The organism is Sphingomonas sp. PAMC26645 (assembly GCF_004795835.1).
GTDB lineage: Bacteria > Pseudomonadota > Alphaproteobacteria > Sphingomonadales > Sphingomonadaceae > Sphingomonas.
The window spans coordinates 133,026-148,573 of sequence record NZ_CP039249.1; the positions used below are offsets into that span (position 1 = coordinate 133,026).

A 15,548-nucleotide genomic window follows, 5' to 3' on the forward strand; every position below is an offset into this window, starting at 1 on the left:
ACGTTCGGGTAAGACGGCACGCCGCTATCGCGTCGAACCTTTGACGCTGATGCTCGTTCCTACGTAATGACAGACGAACGGACGTCGCGGCGCTCATGAGCGTATTCTTCACGGCCGACACGCATTTCGGCGACCATCGCACGATCAACATCTCGCGACGACCGTTTGCCAACACCGCCGAAATGGATGCGGCGATGGTCGAGCGCTGGAACGCCGTCGTCGGCCCCGATGACGTGGTGTGGCACCTGGGCGACGTGGCACGTCGCCCGACGGATGTCGCCGAACTGCTCGCCCGACTGAACGGGAGCAAGCATTTGCTGCGCGGCAATAACGATCCGGATGCGACGCTGGCGGCGCACGGATGGGCGAGCGTCGGCGACTATGCGGAAATCGAACTGGATGGCCGACAGCTCGTCTTGTGTCATTATCCGTTCCGAAGCTGGAACGGGCAGCACCGCGGCGCGCTCAATCTGCACGGGCACAGCCATGGCCGGCTGAAACCGATGCCGCGCCAGTTCGACGTCGGCGTCGATGTTCACGACTTCGCACCGATCCTGCTCGACAGCCTGATTCAAGCGCGCTGATACACCTGCGTTCGACGTCCCGTCGCTTCGGCATCTAGCATCAGCGTGCGTAAGATCAGGCGCGCATTGCCGTCACGAAGGCCTGGAACGCGGCGGTGGGTTGGCGTCGGCTGGGATAATAAAGATGGTTCGGGGCGAGGGTCAGTGCCCAGCCGGCCAGAACCTCGACCAGCGTGCCGTCAGCCAGTTGTAGCGCGGCGTGCGGCAGCGGCAGGCAGGTTACGCCTAGCCCCGACACCGCGGCGTCGCGCATCACGTCGATGTCGTTGGTCGTGAAGTCGCCACGGACCGATCGCTCCAACGTCCGGCCATCCCGTTCGAATTCCCAGCGGTGGACCACGCCGGACGACGTGTACCGGTAACACAGGCACCGATGCGCCGAGAGATCGTCGGGATCGACCGGTGCAGCACGCCCGGCGAGATAGGACGGTGCTGCAACGAAGACGAGCGGCACCGGCGCGCTGATCCGGACCGATATCATGTCGGCTTGCAAGCTCTGCGCGTGGCGGACTCCGCAATCGAAGCGGTCCGCGACGATATCGACGAACCCGTCATCGACCACCAGTTCGACGGCGATGTCGGGATAGGCGTGCGCAAAGTCGGCCAGCCGCGGCAGGATGGCGTAGATGGCGGCAACCCGGTGCGCGCTGACCCGGATCCGCCCCGCCGGTCGTTCGCGCGCGTTGTCCAGGTCCGCCAGCGCGCCCGCGACCGACGCTATCGCCGGTCTCAACCGCGCCAGCAGTTCCTCGCCCGCAGGCGTCGGCGCCAGCGACCGAGTGGTACGATCGAGCAGCCGGACGCCCAGTTTCGTTTCCAGCGACCGCATCGCATGGCTGAGCGCAGAGGCAGACAATCCAAGCCGCGTCGCCGCCCGTGCGAAACTGCCGGCCTCGACGATCGTCTCGAACACCGCGAGACCGGACCAGAGATCGCGATCCATTCGTGAACATCCTTCAGCAACCCATGCGCCTGAGACGATCTAATCCTCGGGCGGTCCGGCGTCCATCTGGAGGCGACACAGTGCAGGATGCCATCATGAACCTCGACACCTATCGTCCGCTCGGCCGCTCCGGCCTGCTCGTCAGCCCGCTGGCGCTCGGCACGATGACCTTCGGCACGCCGCGCTGGGGCCTGGACGAACGCGGCAGCCGCGCGGTGTTCGATCGCTACACCGATCTCGGCGGCAATTTCGTGGATACCGCCGACGTCTATGCCGGGGGACGATCCGAAGAGATGGTCGGCGCGTTCGTCGCCGCGCAATCGTCGCGCGACCGGATCGTCATTGCGACGAAATCCGGGTTCGCTACCGGTCGTGGTTATCACGCGGGCGGCAACGGCGCACGCCACATACTGGCCTCGGTCGAGGGTTCGCTCCGCCGGCTCAAGACGGACTTCATCGACCTGTACTGGGTGCATGTCTGGGACGGCGTCACCCCCGCCGAGGAATTGCTGCGGACGATGACCGCGCTCGTCGCAGCGGGCAAGATCCGCTATTGGGGCATATCCAATACGCCAGCGTGGTATGTCGCCGAACTCGCCACCCTGGCCCGCGTCCAGGGTCATCCGGCGCCGATCGGCCTGCAATATTTCTACTCGCTGGTAGAACGCGGGGTCGAGGCCGAGCACCTGCCGCTCGCGCGGTCGGCGGGCATGGGCCTCGTTCCCTGGAGCCCCCTCGCCTATGGCTTGCTGACCGGCAAGTACGACCGCGCCACCGTCGAGGCGGGACCGAAGCGGGCGGGTGGCGTCCCCAACCAGGCCGGGCCGGACGACACCGCGCGGCCCGCGGACGACAAGCGGCTCGACGGCGACAATCCGTTCGGCGACACACTGTTCACCGAACGCAACTGGCAGATCCTCGAGATACTCAAGCGCATCGCAGGCGAGATTGGCGAAACGCCGGCACGTGTCGCACTGTCCTGGGTGGTCGGGCAGCCGGGGGTCGCATCGACGTTGATGGGCGTGAGCCGGCCCGAACAGGTGACCGACAATGTCGCCGCACTCGGCCTTCGCCTGCCGCCGGAACACCGGGCCGCGCTCGATACGGCGAGCGGCGGTAACCTGCCGTTTCTCTACGGCCTGTTCCAACCTGCCGTGCGCAACCAGGTCGTCTTCGGTGGGGCAGATGTCCAAAGCTGAAGCTTGATCCTGGAGCCGGCAACGTGGGACGAAATCTGCGTTGGTCCGGCTCCAATCGACAATCTTCGCGTTTGAAGATGTCCGGTCCGCTGCACGCTTAGATGTTGCGCGCCGGCACGGGGGTATCATGCGAATTGGGATCATCGGCGCGGGGATGGCAGGCCTGTCTTGTGCGCATGCATTACGCGACCAGGGTCATCACCCCGTCCTGTTCGACAAGGGTCGCGGGCCCGGTGGCAGGATGTCGACGCGCCGGATCGACACGCCGCTGGACGAGGTCGCGTTCGATCACGGCGCGCAATATCTCACGGCGCGCGATCCCGCCTTCGTCGCGCAGGTCGATCGTTGGGCGCAGGCGGGCCACGTCGCGCGCTGGTCGCCTGCGGGCCCCGATGCCTGGGTCGGGACGCCAGCGATGAATGCGCCGGTCCGCGCCATGGCGAGCGACCTGGATGTTCGATGGAACACGGCGATCGACAGCGTCTCGTATGACGGCGACTGGCGGATCGGGCGCGAGCGGTTCGACGTGGCGATCGTCGCGGTACCCGCAGAACAGGTCGCGCCCCTGGTCGCGGCTCACGACGGTGCGCTCGCCGATGCGGCCCGCTCCACGGTGTCCGATCCCTGCTGGACCGTCATGGCGGCGTTCGATGGTCCGGTGCAGTTCGAATACGACCGGGTGACGGATTTGGGAGCGATCGGGTCCGCCGTCCGCAACTCGGCCAAGCCCGGGCGGACCGGACCGGAGGCGTGGGTACTTCAGGCCAGTGCCGACTGGTCGCGCGAACATCTCGAAGATACGCCGGACGTCGTCGAACAGGCAGTGCTCGCGGCCTTCGCCGACCACATCGGCGTCGCGTCGCCTGCTATCATCGCGACCAGCGCCCATCGCTGGCGGTATGCAAAGACCAACGCACTGGACCGGGGTGCGTTCTGGAACCCGGACATCCAGCTGGGCGCATGCGGCGACTGGCTCGTCGGACCGCGGATCGAAGCCGCTTGGCTATCCGGGCAGCGGCTTGCGACACTAGTTGGTCCAACCGGATCAACTGCCGCTGAAGGAGGTCACTGAGACCTACCTTGCGCTGTCGACGCGCGCCTTCGTGCCCCCGCTACGATCGCGTTCGCAGTACCGGCACCAAGCTCCGCCGACGCTAATTTTTTGGTCGATCGCTATATCCGTCGACCGATAAGCGCGGCGAAGACGCGTCGCCAGTCCAGTAGCACCGTGGTCAGGGAGCCGGCCCTTTGCAAGGTCGTTTCTCGCAACGCATGTCAGCGAATGACTCGGTAGGGAAACCAGTGGCGGAGCGGGTGGGATTCGAACCCACGATACGCTTTTGACGTATACTCACTTTCCAGGCGAGCGCCTTCGACCACTCGGCCACCGCTCCGCATTGCTCTGGAAGCGGGTCTGCTAGTGCGGGTTTCGCCCGCGCGCAAGCAATTGCGTGCGGTGATCGGCTGGGGCAGTCTACGGGGATGTTGAATATCCTTCTCGCCGCCATGCTTGCGCAGGCCGTTCCGGTCGCCGCGACGCTCCCGTCCGATCCGGTTGCGGCGGACTGGGTCGCGGTGCCGGACGACGAGCTGGTGGTGTTCACGCTGGCCAATGGGCACCGGTTCACGGTGCGGCTCGCGCCTCGGTATGCGCCCATTCACGTGGCGAACATACGCAAGTTGGCGCTTGCGCATTGGTGGGATGCGGGGACGAGCGTGTACCGCGTTCAAGACAATTACGTGGCGCAATGGGGTGACGCGACCGAGAAGAAGCCGTTGGTCGCGGGCGTCGTCGCCAACCCGCCGGCGGAATATCTGCATACCGGGTCGACGACGGTGGCGCGGCTTTCGCAGCGCGATCCTTATGCGGAATGGGCGGGGTATAGCCGCGACGGGTGGCCGCTTGCGGGCAATGGCGCGACCGAGTGGGTGCCGCATTGCTACGGGATGGTCGGCGTCGCGCGCGATCTGGCGCCGAGCACGGGGAGCGGCGCTGAGCTGTATACCGTGATCGGGCATTCGCCGCGTGCGCTGGACCGGAACATCGCGGTGGTAGGCCGCGTGATCGACGGTGTCGAGTGGCTCTCGTCGTTGCCGCGCGGGACGGGGGATTTGGGATTCTACAAGACGGAAGGGGAGCGTAGCCCGATCGTGTCCGCTCGCCTCGTGAGCGAACTGCCCGCCGCCGAGCGACCGCATTTCGAATATCGCGCGGCGGACAATCCGCGGTTCGTGGCCTGGATCGCCTCGCGGGAGAACCGGGCGGGGCCGTTCTTTACCGTGCCTGCCGGGGGCGCCGACATCTGTGCCGCGCTACCCCCGGTGCGCAAGGCGCCCTAGCGAATGACGGGCGGCTTGCCGAACAGGCCGGCGTTATAGTCCTCGATCGCGCGGACGATCTCTTCGCGGGTGTTCATGACGAACGGGCCGTGGGAGACGACGGGTTCGCCGATCGGATCGGCATGGCCGTAAAGGATTGTGGCGGAGGCTTCAGTCTCAACAGTGATGGTGTCGCCCTCGTTGCCGAATGTGGCGAGGTGGTGCGGCTTGATCGGCGTGCCGTTAGCCGTGGGGGCGCCTGCGACGACGTAGAAGAAGACCGCGCGGCCGGTTGGGGCTGGCAGGTCGACCTTGGCGCCGGCTTCGAGTTCGATCGTCATCATCGCAACGTCGGTCAGCGATTCGAACGGGCCCTGTCGTCCGGCAAACGTGCCCGAGATCAGGTTCACGGTGCCACCCTCGACCGGGATCGCGGGAATGTCTTCGCGCTGGAGGCCGGTATAGGCGGGCTTGGTCATCTTGAGCCGACCGGGGAGATTGACCCAGAGTTGCAGGATCTCCAGCGAACCGCCGTCGCGCTTGAACGACGCCGGCGAGATTTCCGCGTGGATCAGGCCCGAGCCTGCCGTCATCCACTGGACGCCGCCCGCGCGGATGACGCTCTCGTGGCCGCCGCTGTCGAGATGCGCCATCTCGCCCTTCAGGATGAAGCTGACTGTCTCGAAGCCGCGGTGCGGATGCGGGCCGAACGGGAGGCCGCTATTGCCGGGACGATAGGTCTGCGGACCGTGATGGTTGAGGAACAGGAACGGATCGACCTGCGACAGGCCGGGACCCGGTAGCGGGCGGCGGGTGACGAGATCGGCGATATCGTCGCGCTGGGCGGGATACTGGTTGAGGACGTGGCGCATGTCAGGATGCCTCGCGGTCGGCGGCGGTCGGCCGCGCGATGTCGGCGAGCAGGTCGTCGACACCGGTGACGAGGAAGTCGAGCGTGCGCTGGTCGGTCAGGCGACCGTCGGCGATCTTCTCGTGCACCGCGCCAACGACGGCTTGTGGGCGCAGCACGGTGCGCGCGCCGATCGAGGCCAGCGTCTCGTTGAGTTGCGCGTGGGCGCGTGCGCCGCCGACTGCGCCGGGCGACGAGGTGAGCGTGAAGACCGGCTTCCCCGTAAGCGTCGCCTTGCCATGCGGGCGTGAGGCCCAGTCGAGCGCGTTCTTCAGGACGCCGGACATGCCGTGGTTATATTCGGGGCTGGCGATGACGATCCCGTCGGCCGCGCCGATTGCCGCGCGCAGGCCTGCGACGGCGGCGGGGGGCGTATCGGTGTCGGCGTCCTGGTCGTAGAGGGGTACATCGTTCAGCGCGAAGACCGTCAGCGCGGCCTTGTCGGTGATCGCTTCGCCAAGCGTGGTCAGGATCGCGGTATTGTACGAGCCGCGGCGCAGGCTGCCGGAGATAGCGAGCAGGACGGGAAGAGCCATGGAGTTTCCTTTAATTGAAGCGGTAGCCGGAGATTGCGGTTTGCAGCACGCGCTCGCTGTAATCTTGCGTGCCGGGTCGGTCGGAGGCACCGGCGGCAACCATCAGTGGGAGGAGATGCTCTTCGCGGGGATGCGAAAGACGGCCGGCGGGGGCTTCGGCCCAGCCGGCTAGCGCCTCTGCTCGGGCGGTCGGTTCGGACTCGACCGCGGCGGTCAGCCATTGGTCGAAGGCTTCGGACGGCGCAGTGAAGCGGGGGTCGCCGTAGCCGCGCATGTTGTGGAAGCTCATGCCCGAGCCGACGATCAGGACGCCTTCGTCGCGTAAGGGGGCGAGTGCGCGGCCGGCGGCGGCGTGCAACGTAGGGTCGAGATCGCGGTCGACGGACATCTCGACGACCGGGATGTCGGCGTCGGGGAACGCGACCTTCATCGGGATGAAGACGCCGTGGTCTAGGCCGCGCGTCGGGTCGACAATGGCGGTCAGGCCGGCTTCGCGAAGCAGGCCGGCGGCGCGGGCTGCCAAGGCGGGATCGCCGGGCGCGTCGTAGCGGATCTCGTAGGTATGCGCGGGGAAGCCGCCGTAGTCGTAGATCAGTGGCGGCGTTGCCGCGCCGGTCAACGCAAAGCCGCGCGTTTCCCAGTGGCCGGAGACGACGAGAATCGCCTTGGGCTTTTCGGGTAGCGAGGCGGCGATCGACCGAAGGTACGCGGCCATGCCGGTCCAGTTCCCGGCGGGGTCGTCCATGAAGAAACAGGGCCCGCCACCGTGCGGAATGAAGAGCGTTGGCTGGCGGATGTGTGTCATGGTCTCGAGGTAGGTGGCGGTGGCGGCGACCGGAAGGCCGCGAATGGCAACGCTGCGTTGCCGGTGGGCGCGGCGGTCAGGTCCAGTAGAGGATGCGCGCCTGCGGGAGTTTGGCGGCGATCTCATCCTGGAAAAAAGTGCGTAGCGCGCGCATCGTGTCGGCGTCGTAGACGTATTTGACCGAGCCGAACTTGGTGCGCTTCTCGGCGCGGTTGGCCATGCTGAGGTCGAGCGACGAGCCCGGGTACCAGGTTTCGAGCACCGCCTTCGATCCGGGGGTGTATCGATGCGTGATCAGTTCGATCGTCACGTCGGGCACGTCGGCGAGCACCCTGCCCGCCTCCGCCAGCAAGTCGCCATACGCCTCGCGCCAGCCCTCAGCGGCGATGATCGGCGCGACCGTCAGGCCAACCTTGTAGCCCGCGTCCGCCATCCTACGTAGCGCCACCAGCCGCGCGGCGACGGGGCTCGTGCCGCCCTCGAAGCGTGCATAGGCGGCGGGGTTGATCGAGGCGCGCATGCGGGTGCGGCCACCGTGGTCCAGACCCAGCAATGGCTCGACCGCGTCGAACTTGGTGGTGAAGCGCAGTTGCACGTCCGCCTCCCACGCGCCGAAATGCGCGATCAGTGCGGACAGCGATCCGGTGACGTGCTCGATACCGAGCGGGTCGGTGTAGCAGGAGGCCTCGAACGTGGTGCCTTCGTGCGCGCGGGCGGTCGAGCGCGAGGTTACTGTGCCCTGCCCGAGATGTGCGGGGAGTTCGGCGAGTATCTCGGGCAGGTTCGCGTAGACGCGCGTGATGGGTGGCCCTTTCAGCGAGCCGGCGAGGTAGCAATAGCCGCAATGCGCGGGGCAGCCTTCGGCGAGGTCGATCCGCCAGTCCGCGCTGGGGGCGATCGGCTGGAGCTTGCGCTTCGACGGCGGCGCGACGACCAGCGCGAGTGTCGCCTTGGCTTCGGCATAGGCACGGCGGGAGTCGTCGGGGAAATCGAGCTTTAGACGGTCGCTCGGTAGCGTCGTGACGGGCACGCCGAGTGCGGTCGCGCGCGCTGCAATCTCGGCGCCATGATCCCAGGTCAGCGCGGACGGGGTCGCGAGCAGTCGCTTCGGCTGCCAGAGTCGGGAGGGTTTTGGCGCTGGCATCGAACGACAACGCACGCCTTCGGGGAAGCGTTGCGGCTATTTTACCGGGCGTTTCTCGAGCTTTCGCGCGAGCGTGCGGCGATGCATGCCGAGGCGGCGCGCGGTCTCGGAGATGTTGAAGTCGGTTTCGGCGAGCGTGGTGTGGATGCGCTCCCATTCGAGCGTCTTGATCGAGGTCGGGCGTTCCGACAATTCGGTGTCGACGCTGCCCTCGGTACGATCGAACGCGGCTTCTATGTCGTCGGTGTTCGAGGGTTTGACGAGATAGTGCGACGCGCCGAGCTTGATCGCCTCGACCGCGGTGGCGATGCTGGCGAAGCCGGTGAGGACGACGACAAGGATCTCGGGATCGTGTGCGTGGAGCGTCTGGACGCAGACGAGGCCGGACGCACCGCCCAGCTTCAGGTCGACGACCGCGTAGCGTGGGGTGCGCTCGGCGAGTTGCTCGACGAGTTCCTCGTGGCTGGCCGCCTGCATCACTTCGTAGCCGCGGCGTTCGAACGAGCGGCGGAGCGTGCGGGCGAAGGTCTCGTCGTCCTCGACGATCGCCAGGAGTTTGGGTTCGGTCATTTGGGTAGCACCGATCCGACGTCCGTGTTTGGAGAAGGATTGTCCCAAACCACTCTGTCACCCCGGACTGGCTCGACGGCTATCCCTTGCGAGCTAGTAAGACGTGTTTCCCCGCGAAGGCGGGGATCCAGACTGGGCTCCCGCCTTCGCGGGAGAACAAGGAGGGGCATGGTGCCGCTCGGCATGAAAGAATTTCCGCCACAGTCTCCGTCTCGAACCGACGGTCGATCCGTCCGCGTCATGACAGCGCGATCGCGGAGAGGGGCATGCGGATCGTGACTTCGGCGCCGCCGCCTTCGCAGTTCACGACCGACACGCCGCCGCCAAGCTTGCGCATGACGTTGACCGCCAGGAACAGGCCGAGGCCATGGCCGGGTTCGCGCTTGCTCGACTGATAGGGTTTGCCGAAACTGGCGAGGCGTTCGTCGCTGAAGCCGGGGCCGCGGTCGCGGACGATCAGGGCGAGGTCGCCGTCGGTGCGTTCGCCGCGGAAGGCGACCCAGTGCGGCGAGGCTTCGGCGGCATTGTCGAGCACGTTGGCGATTACCTGTTTGAGCGCGGGGTCGGACACGACCTGCGGATCGTCGCCGACTCGGGTGGTGTAGTCGAAATCGACCGACGGGTGCACCGCGCGCCATTCGTCGACGATTCCGTCGAGGAGCTGGTGGAGCGGCATGATCTCGGGTGCTTCGCCGCGCGCTTCGCCCGCGGACAGCAATATGCCGGTGACGATTGCCTTGCAGCGCTGGACCTCGGACTGCATCTCGACGATCTCGGCCTGGAGGTCGGCGTCCTGCGCGAGCGTCGGCATGCGGCGCCAGTCGGCGAGAATAACCGCTATCGATGCGAGCGGCGTGCCTAGCTCGTGCGCGGCGCCCGAAGCCAAAAGGCCCATGCGGACAATATGATCCTCCTCGGCGGCCTGCTGGCGAAGGTCGGCGAGGCGCGTGTCTCGGGCGCGCAGGTTGCCGGTGATGCGGGCCATGAAGAGCATCAACAGCGTCGCGATCAGCATGAAGCAGAGCAGCGAGCCGATCGTGTAGAGCAGGAAATACTCGCCGCTGTAATCGGGGGGCAGGATCAGCGGGCGGTAATAGAGCGTGAGCACGCCGAAACACGCGGCGGTGACGGCGACGATCGCCCAGCTCGACCAGCGATCGAGCAGCACCGCACCGAGCACGACGTGGAGCAGATAGAGCGAGATGAACGGGTTGGTCGCGCCGCCCGCGAGATAGAGCTGCGTGGTGAGCAGGCCGACATCGAACAGCAGCGCGAGCAGGAGCTGGATGTTCGCGCCCTTGCGCCAGCCGTAGAGCGGCATGCTCGCGAGGTTGAGCCCCACGGCCGCTGCAAGCGCGGCCATCATCGGGACCAGCGGAAGGTCGAAGCCGAGGCCGAAGCGCGCGAACAAGATGGTGACGAACTGGCCGGCGACCGCGATCCAGCGCAGCGTCACCAGCTGGCGCATGTTGGCGTTGCCGGTCGCGTCGGTGCGCGCGGTCGCGAGCGCGAGCCAGCGTTGCCAGCCCTGGCGTGCCGCCTCCGAAGTCATTCCGCCCCCCGCCGCTTCCGCGCATCCTGGCGGACGAACACGACGAATGCGCCGATCGTCATCGCGGCGAGCGCGAACCAGGTCAGCATGTAGACGAGGTGGTTGTTCGGAAAGGCGATGATCGTCAGGCCGCCGACCGGGGCTGCGCTGCCGGACTTGTCCGCATCGACGAAATAGGGGGCGACGTTCGACAGGCCGCGCGCCTCGGCGATCGCGGCGACGTCGCGCGAATACCATTTGCCGGTGGCGGGGTCATTGTGGCGGAGGAAGCCGCCGCCAGGCTCGGTGATGCGGAGATAGCCGGTGATCGTGACCGGGCCGGTTGGCTTGGTATGCGCTAGGCGTTGTTCGGGCGAGACGTATCCGCGGTTGACGAGGACGGTGAAGCCTTGCGCGGTCCGTAAGGGCGTCACGACCCAGTAGCCGCTACCGAGCGCGGTTGCGGCGCGGACCAGCGTCTCGCGACTGTTATCGAAGGTGCCGTCGAGGCGGATGCGCCGATAGGCGTCGGTGGTGGCGGTGATCCTGCCCCAGAAGCCGGGTCCGGGCGGAGCGACCGGCGCGGCGTGCGAGCGCGCCGCTACCTGTGCGATCAGGTTGAGCTTCCAGGTGCGGCGCTCGACCTGCCAGATGCCGAGCGCCATGAACCCGGCGAACAGCAGCAGCGCGACCAGGCCTGCGACATAGACGGCAGGGCCCGGTCGCGTCTTCATCACATGTCTGCCGCGGCCTGCATCGGCATCATGTTCGTGTTCATGTGGTACATCACCCAGATCGATCCGCTGAGCGTGATGACGACGAGGATGATCGTGAAGATCAGCGCCATCATCGTCCAGCCGCCCTCCGACTTGCCGCTCATGTGCAGGAAGTAGATCATGTGGACGACGATCTGCGCGACTGCGAAGACCATCACGACGAGCGCGGCGGTCGACGGATCCTTGAACGCGCCAGTCATCACCGCCCAGAACGGGATCGCAGTCAGGATGACGGAGAGGAAGAACCCCTTGAGGTAGCTGCCACGCGTACCGTGTGCTGCGCCGTTGTCATGGTCGTGATCGGCGTGCGGATTGTTCGCCGGTGCTTGGGGATCGCTCATCGCAGGGTGCCCATCAGATAGACGAAGGTGAAGACGCCGATCCAGATGACGTCGAGGAAATGCCAGAACATGCTGAGGCACATCAGGCGGCGCTTGTTCGCGGCGATCAGGCCGTGCTTCTGGACCTGCACCATCAGCGTGACGAGCCAGATCAGGCCCATCGTGACGTGAAGGCCGTGCGTGCCGACGAGCGTGAAGAACGACGACAGGAACGCGCTGCGGGTCGGGCCCGCACCCTCGTGGATGAGGTTGGCGAACTCGTACATTTCGATCGACAGGAACGCGAGGCCGAACAGGCCGGTGAACACCAGCCACATCTGCATGACGCGCTGGCGACCTTCCTCCATCGACAGCATCGCGAAGCCGTAGGTGATCGACGAGAACAGCAACATCGCGGTGTTCACGGCCACCAGCGGCAGCTCGAAGATCTCCTTCGGGCTGGGGCCGCCGGCATAGCTGTTGCCGAGCACGGCATAAGCCGCGAACAGCACCGCGAAAATGAGGCAATCACTCATCAGGTACATCCAGAAGCCCAGCATCGTGCTGGCGCCGTCGGGATGCTCGTGCTCCTCGATGTCGTAGAACGAGACCTTCTCGGTCTCGTTCAGACCATCCTTCATGGGTATTGCGGACATCGCGTCAGGCTCCCTGGGTCGCGAGCTGGCGGGTGCGCGCGTTCTCGGTGGCGATCACGTCCTCGACCGGGATGTGGAAGTCGCGCTTGTAGTTGAAAGTGTGGAAGATGGTGGTGCCGAAGATGCCGGCGAGTGCCAGCCCTGCGAGCCACCAGACGTACCAGATCATCGCGAACCCGAACGCCACGCTGAGGCCGGCGAGCACGACGCCCGTGCCGGTGCCACTCGGCATGTGGATCGACTTGAAGCCGGTCACAGGCCGCTCGTGCTTGCGATCCTTCATGTCGTACCAGGCGTCCAGGTCATGGACGATCGGCGTGAACGCGAAGTTGTACTCCGGCGGCGGCGACGAGGTCGCCCACTCCAGCGTGCGACCGTTCCACGGGTCGCCGCTATGATCGGCCAGCGCCTCGCGGTTGCGGATGCTGACGAAGATCTGGAGCAGGAAGGCACCGATGCCGGCTGCGATCAGGGCTGCACCGAAGGCGGCGATGACGAACCAGATCTGCAGGTTCGGATCGTCGAAATAGCGCATCCGGCGGGTCACGCCCATCAGGCCGAGCACGTAAAGCGGCATGAACGCGAAGTAGAAACCCACAACCCAGCACCAGAACGATACCGTGCCCCACTTCTTGTCCAGCTTGAAGCCGAACGCCTTGGGGAACCAGTAGTTGATGCCGGCGAACATGCCGAACAGCGTGCCGCCGATGATCACGTTATGGAAATGCGCGACCAGGAACAGCGAGTTGTGCAGCACGAAATCGGCTGGCGGGACGGCGAGCAACACGCCGGTCATGCCGCCGATCGTGAAGGTCACCATGAAGGCGATCGTCCACATCATCGGCAGTTCGAACCGGATGCGGCCCTTGTACATCGTGAACAGCCAGTTGAAGATCTTGGCACCGGTCGGGATCGAGATGATCATCGTGGTGATGCCGAAGAACGAGTTCACGCTCGCGCCCGACCCCATCGTGAAGAAGTGGTGCAGCCAGACGAGATAGGCGAGGATCGTGATGACGAGCGTCGCATAGACCATCGAGCTGTAGCCGAAGAGGCGCTTGCCCGAGAAGGTCGAGGTGACTTCCGAAAAGATGCCGAACGCCGGCAGGACCAGGATGTAGACCTCCGGGTGACCCCAGATCCAGATCAGGTTGACGTACATCATCGGGTTGCCGCCCGAGTCGTTCGTGAAGAACGCGGTGCCGATGTAGCGATCGAGCGACAGCATCGCGAGAACCGCGGTCAGCACCGGGAAGGCGGCGACGATCAGGATGTTGGTGCACAGCGACGTCCAGACGAAGATCGGCATCTTCATCATGGTCATGCCGGGTGCGCGCATCTTGACGATGGTCGCGACCAGATTGACGCCGGACAACAGCGTCCCGATGCCCGCGATCTGCAACGCCCAGATATAGTAATCGACACCGACGTCGGGCGAATACGCCAACCCTGAGAGGGGCGGCATCGCGAGCCAGCCGGTCCGTGCGAACTCACCGATGAACAGCGACATCATGACGATCACGGCACCCGCCGCGGTCATCCAGAAGCTGAAATTGTTGAGGAACGGGAACGACACGTCGCGCGCACCGATCTGGAGCGGGACGACGTAGTTCATCAGGCCCGTGACCAGCGGCATCGCCACGAAGAAGATCATGATCACGCCATGTGCCGTGAAGACCTGGTCGTAGTGATGCGCCGTCAGGTATCCTTCGGACCCGTTGAACGCCATCGCCTGCTGCGCGCGCATCATGATCGCGTCGGAGAACCCGCGCAGCAGCATGACGATCGCCAGGATGATGTACATGATGCCGATCTTCTTGTGATCGACGCTGGTGAACCACTGGTTCCACAGATAGCCCCAGACCTTGAAATAGGTCAGCGCGGCGACGAGCCCGAGCCCGCCGATCGCCACCATCGCGAAGGTGGCGACGACGATCGGTTCGTGCAGCGGCAGCGACTCCAGGGTCAGGCGGCCGAAGATAGTCTTCAACAGGGTGTCGTTCATGATGGTTTCTCTAGCCGTTCGCGACGGGGCGCGTGCCCGGCATGGTGGAGGGGGTCAGCATCGTGTGATTGCGGTTGGACTGCGAGCCGGGGGCGCTGTTTGCACCATCCTTTTTGATGTCGGCCGGCGCGGTCCAGTGGTTGCCGCTTCCCTTTTCGTTCGCGTCCTTCATCAGGGCGCCTTCGGGATGACCGGTGTCCTGCGGGCCCTTGCCGCCGTTGACTCCGGGCATCGCCATGCCGGCGTGCGAGTCCCCCCCGCCTTTGCCGCCGTGCATCATCTGCGACATGCAGACCTTGCCGGGCTGGACGCACTGCTCGACGACCAGCTTGAACATGTTCGGCTCGACCGCATTGTAATAGCGGACCGGGACCTTCTCGCTCGGCTTCTCCAGCTGGAGATAGCTCGCGCGGTTCAGACCGCCGCCACGCTGCTTGACCTGGTTGATCCAGGCATCGAAGCCCGCGTCGCTGACGCCGTGGAAGCGGAAGCGCATCCCCGAGAAGCCCGCGCCGCTATAGTTGGACGAGAATCCCTCGTAGTTGCCGGGCTTGTTGATGACCGCGTTCAGCGTCGTCTGCATGCCAGGCATCGTGTAGATCATGCCAGCGAGCGCAGGGATGTAGAACGCGTTCATCACCGACGACGAGGTCATCGAGAAGCGGATCGGCCGATCGACCGGCGCGGCCAGCTCGTTGACCGTGGCAATGCCGTATTCCGGATAGATGAAGAGCCACTTCCAATCGAGCGCGACCACCTGAACCTCGAGCGGCTTGCCGGCGCCGTTCGGACCGTTGCCCGCCTGCTGCTTGTCGACCAGATTGCCGACCGGCACGTTGTTCGCGAGCGTCGGAGAATCAGGCTTGATCCGGCCGAGCGGGCGATACGGATCGAGCAGATGCGTGCTGGTCCAGGTCAGCGCACCGAGCGCGATGATGATCAGCAGCGGGATGCCCCAGATCAACAGCTCGAGCCCAACCGAGTGATCCCAGTTGGGTTCGTACTTGGCCGCCTTGTTCGACTGGCGATATCGGAACGCGAAGAACAGCGTGAGGCAGATCACCGGCACGATGATCAGCAGCATCAGCCCAGTCGAGATCAGCACGAGGTCGCGCTGCTGCACTGCGATATCGCCGGAGGGCGACATCACTACCCAGTCGCAACCGCTGGTGAGCAGTGCCAAAGGCATGGCCACCAACCATTTTCGAGCCGAGATTTTGGTGCGGGAAAGCTGTGTCACGACGGTCATT

At 65.5% G+C, this 15,548-nt stretch carries 16 protein-coding genes and 1 tRNA gene; 4 read left to right on the plus strand and 13 right to left on the minus strand.

Annotated elements, in window-relative coordinates; translation table 11 throughout:
• The first annotated feature begins 95 nt into the window (after positions 1–95).
• The gene (locus E5673_RS00655) at positions 96–584 is read left to right on the plus strand and encodes a metallophosphoesterase family protein (protein WP_136188544.1); all 489 of its coding nucleotides are present in this window, start codon (positions 96–98) and stop codon (positions 582–584) included.
• A 55-nt stretch (positions 585–639) separates the two neighbouring features.
• On the opposite strand, the gene E5673_RS00660 is transcribed toward E5673_RS00655, so the two are convergent.
• Positions 640–1,527: a LysR family transcriptional regulator gene (locus tag E5673_RS00660; RefSeq protein WP_136188545.1), complete on the minus strand. Its 888-nt coding sequence runs from the start codon at positions 1,525–1,527 to the stop codon at positions 640–642.
• 95 nt (positions 1,528–1,622) lie between these two features.
• Here E5673_RS00660 and E5673_RS00665 point away from each other — a divergent pair, with 95 nt between their 5' ends.
• Entirely contained in the window at positions 1,623–2,726 is a 1,104-nt protein-coding gene (locus E5673_RS00665; protein ID WP_136188546.1) for an aldo/keto reductase, read from the plus strand.
• 127 nt (positions 2,727–2,853) lie between these two features.
• Positions 2,854–3,798: an NAD(P)-binding protein gene (locus E5673_RS00670; RefSeq protein WP_136188547.1), complete on the plus strand. Its 945-nt coding sequence runs from the start codon at positions 2,854–2,856 to the stop codon at positions 3,796–3,798.
• Between the two features lie 231 nt (positions 3,799–4,029).
• Here E5673_RS00670 and E5673_RS00675 read toward each other — a convergent pair.
• A tRNA-Ser gene (locus E5673_RS00675) sits at positions 4,030–4,120 on the minus strand.
• 88 nt (positions 4,121–4,208) lie between these two features.
• Here E5673_RS00675 and E5673_RS00680 point away from each other — a divergent pair.
• A complete protein-coding gene (locus E5673_RS00680; protein ID WP_136188548.1) occupies positions 4,209–5,066 on the plus strand; it encodes a peptidylprolyl isomerase in 858 nt (285 codons plus the stop codon).
• Here the strand turns inward: E5673_RS00680 and E5673_RS00685 are convergent.
• From E5673_RS00685 to E5673_RS00735, 11 genes are all read right to left on the minus strand, one after another.
• Positions 5,063–5,917 carry a pirin family protein gene (locus tag E5673_RS00685; protein WP_136188549.1) on the minus strand — a complete coding sequence of 285 codons (855 nt, stop codon included), beginning with the start codon at positions 5,915–5,917 and terminating at the stop codon, positions 5,063–5,065. The genes E5673_RS00680 and E5673_RS00685 overlap by 4 nt on opposite strands.
• 1 nt (position 5,918) lies before the next feature.
• Positions 5,919–6,491 (minus strand): NAD(P)H-dependent oxidoreductase, encoded by a 573-nt coding sequence (locus tag E5673_RS00690; protein WP_136188550.1) that lies wholly within the window; start codon positions 6,489–6,491, stop codon positions 5,919–5,921.
• A 10-nt stretch (positions 6,492–6,501) separates the two neighbouring features.
• Positions 6,502–7,296: a class III extradiol ring-cleavage dioxygenase gene (locus E5673_RS00695; RefSeq protein ID WP_136188551.1), complete on the minus strand. Its 795-nt coding sequence runs from the start codon at positions 7,294–7,296 to the stop codon at positions 6,502–6,504.
• A gap of 76 nt (positions 7,297–7,372) precedes the next feature.
• Positions 7,373–8,440, minus strand: coding sequence for a spore photoproduct lyase family protein (locus E5673_RS00700; RefSeq protein ID WP_136188552.1), 1,068 nt, complete (start codon positions 8,438–8,440; stop codon positions 7,373–7,375).
• A 36-nt stretch (positions 8,441–8,476) separates the two neighbouring features.
• Positions 8,477–9,010 carry a response regulator transcription factor gene (locus E5673_RS00705; RefSeq protein ID WP_056490014.1) on the minus strand — a complete coding sequence of 178 codons (534 nt, stop codon included), beginning with the start codon at positions 9,008–9,010 and terminating at the stop codon, positions 8,477–8,479.
• Between the two features lie 238 nt (positions 9,011–9,248).
• Entirely contained in the window at positions 9,249–10,478 is a 1,230-nt protein-coding gene (locus E5673_RS00710; protein WP_210731833.1) for an ATP-binding protein, read from the minus strand.
• 80 nt (positions 10,479–10,558) lie between these two features.
• A complete protein-coding gene (locus E5673_RS00715) occupies positions 10,559–11,275 on the minus strand; it encodes an SURF1 family protein (RefSeq protein ID WP_136188554.1) in 717 nt (238 codons plus the stop codon).
• On the minus strand, positions 11,275–11,658 hold the full coding sequence (gene cyoD, locus E5673_RS00720; RefSeq protein ID WP_056063531.1) for a cytochrome o ubiquinol oxidase subunit IV: 384 nt from the start codon (positions 11,656–11,658) through the stop codon (positions 11,275–11,277). Before cyoD ends, E5673_RS00715 begins: the two co-directional genes overlap by 1 nt.
• Positions 11,655–12,293, minus strand: coding sequence for a cytochrome o ubiquinol oxidase subunit III (gene cyoC, locus E5673_RS00725; RefSeq protein WP_244187173.1), 639 nt, complete (start codon positions 12,291–12,293; stop codon positions 11,655–11,657). The genes cyoD and cyoC overlap by 4 nt, the downstream gene beginning before the upstream one ends.
• A gap of 4 nt (positions 12,294–12,297) precedes the next feature.
• Positions 12,298–14,298, minus strand: a complete 2,001-nt coding sequence (gene cyoB / locus E5673_RS00730; RefSeq protein ID WP_056490025.1) for a cytochrome o ubiquinol oxidase subunit I — start codon at positions 14,296–14,298, stop codon at positions 12,298–12,300.
• Between the two features lie 10 nt (positions 14,299–14,308).
• Positions 14,309–15,487 carry a ubiquinol oxidase subunit II gene (locus E5673_RS00735; protein WP_136191274.1) on the minus strand — a complete coding sequence of 393 codons (1,179 nt, stop codon included), beginning with the start codon at positions 15,485–15,487 and terminating at the stop codon, positions 14,309–14,311.
• Positions 15,488–15,548: the final 61 nt, after the last annotated feature.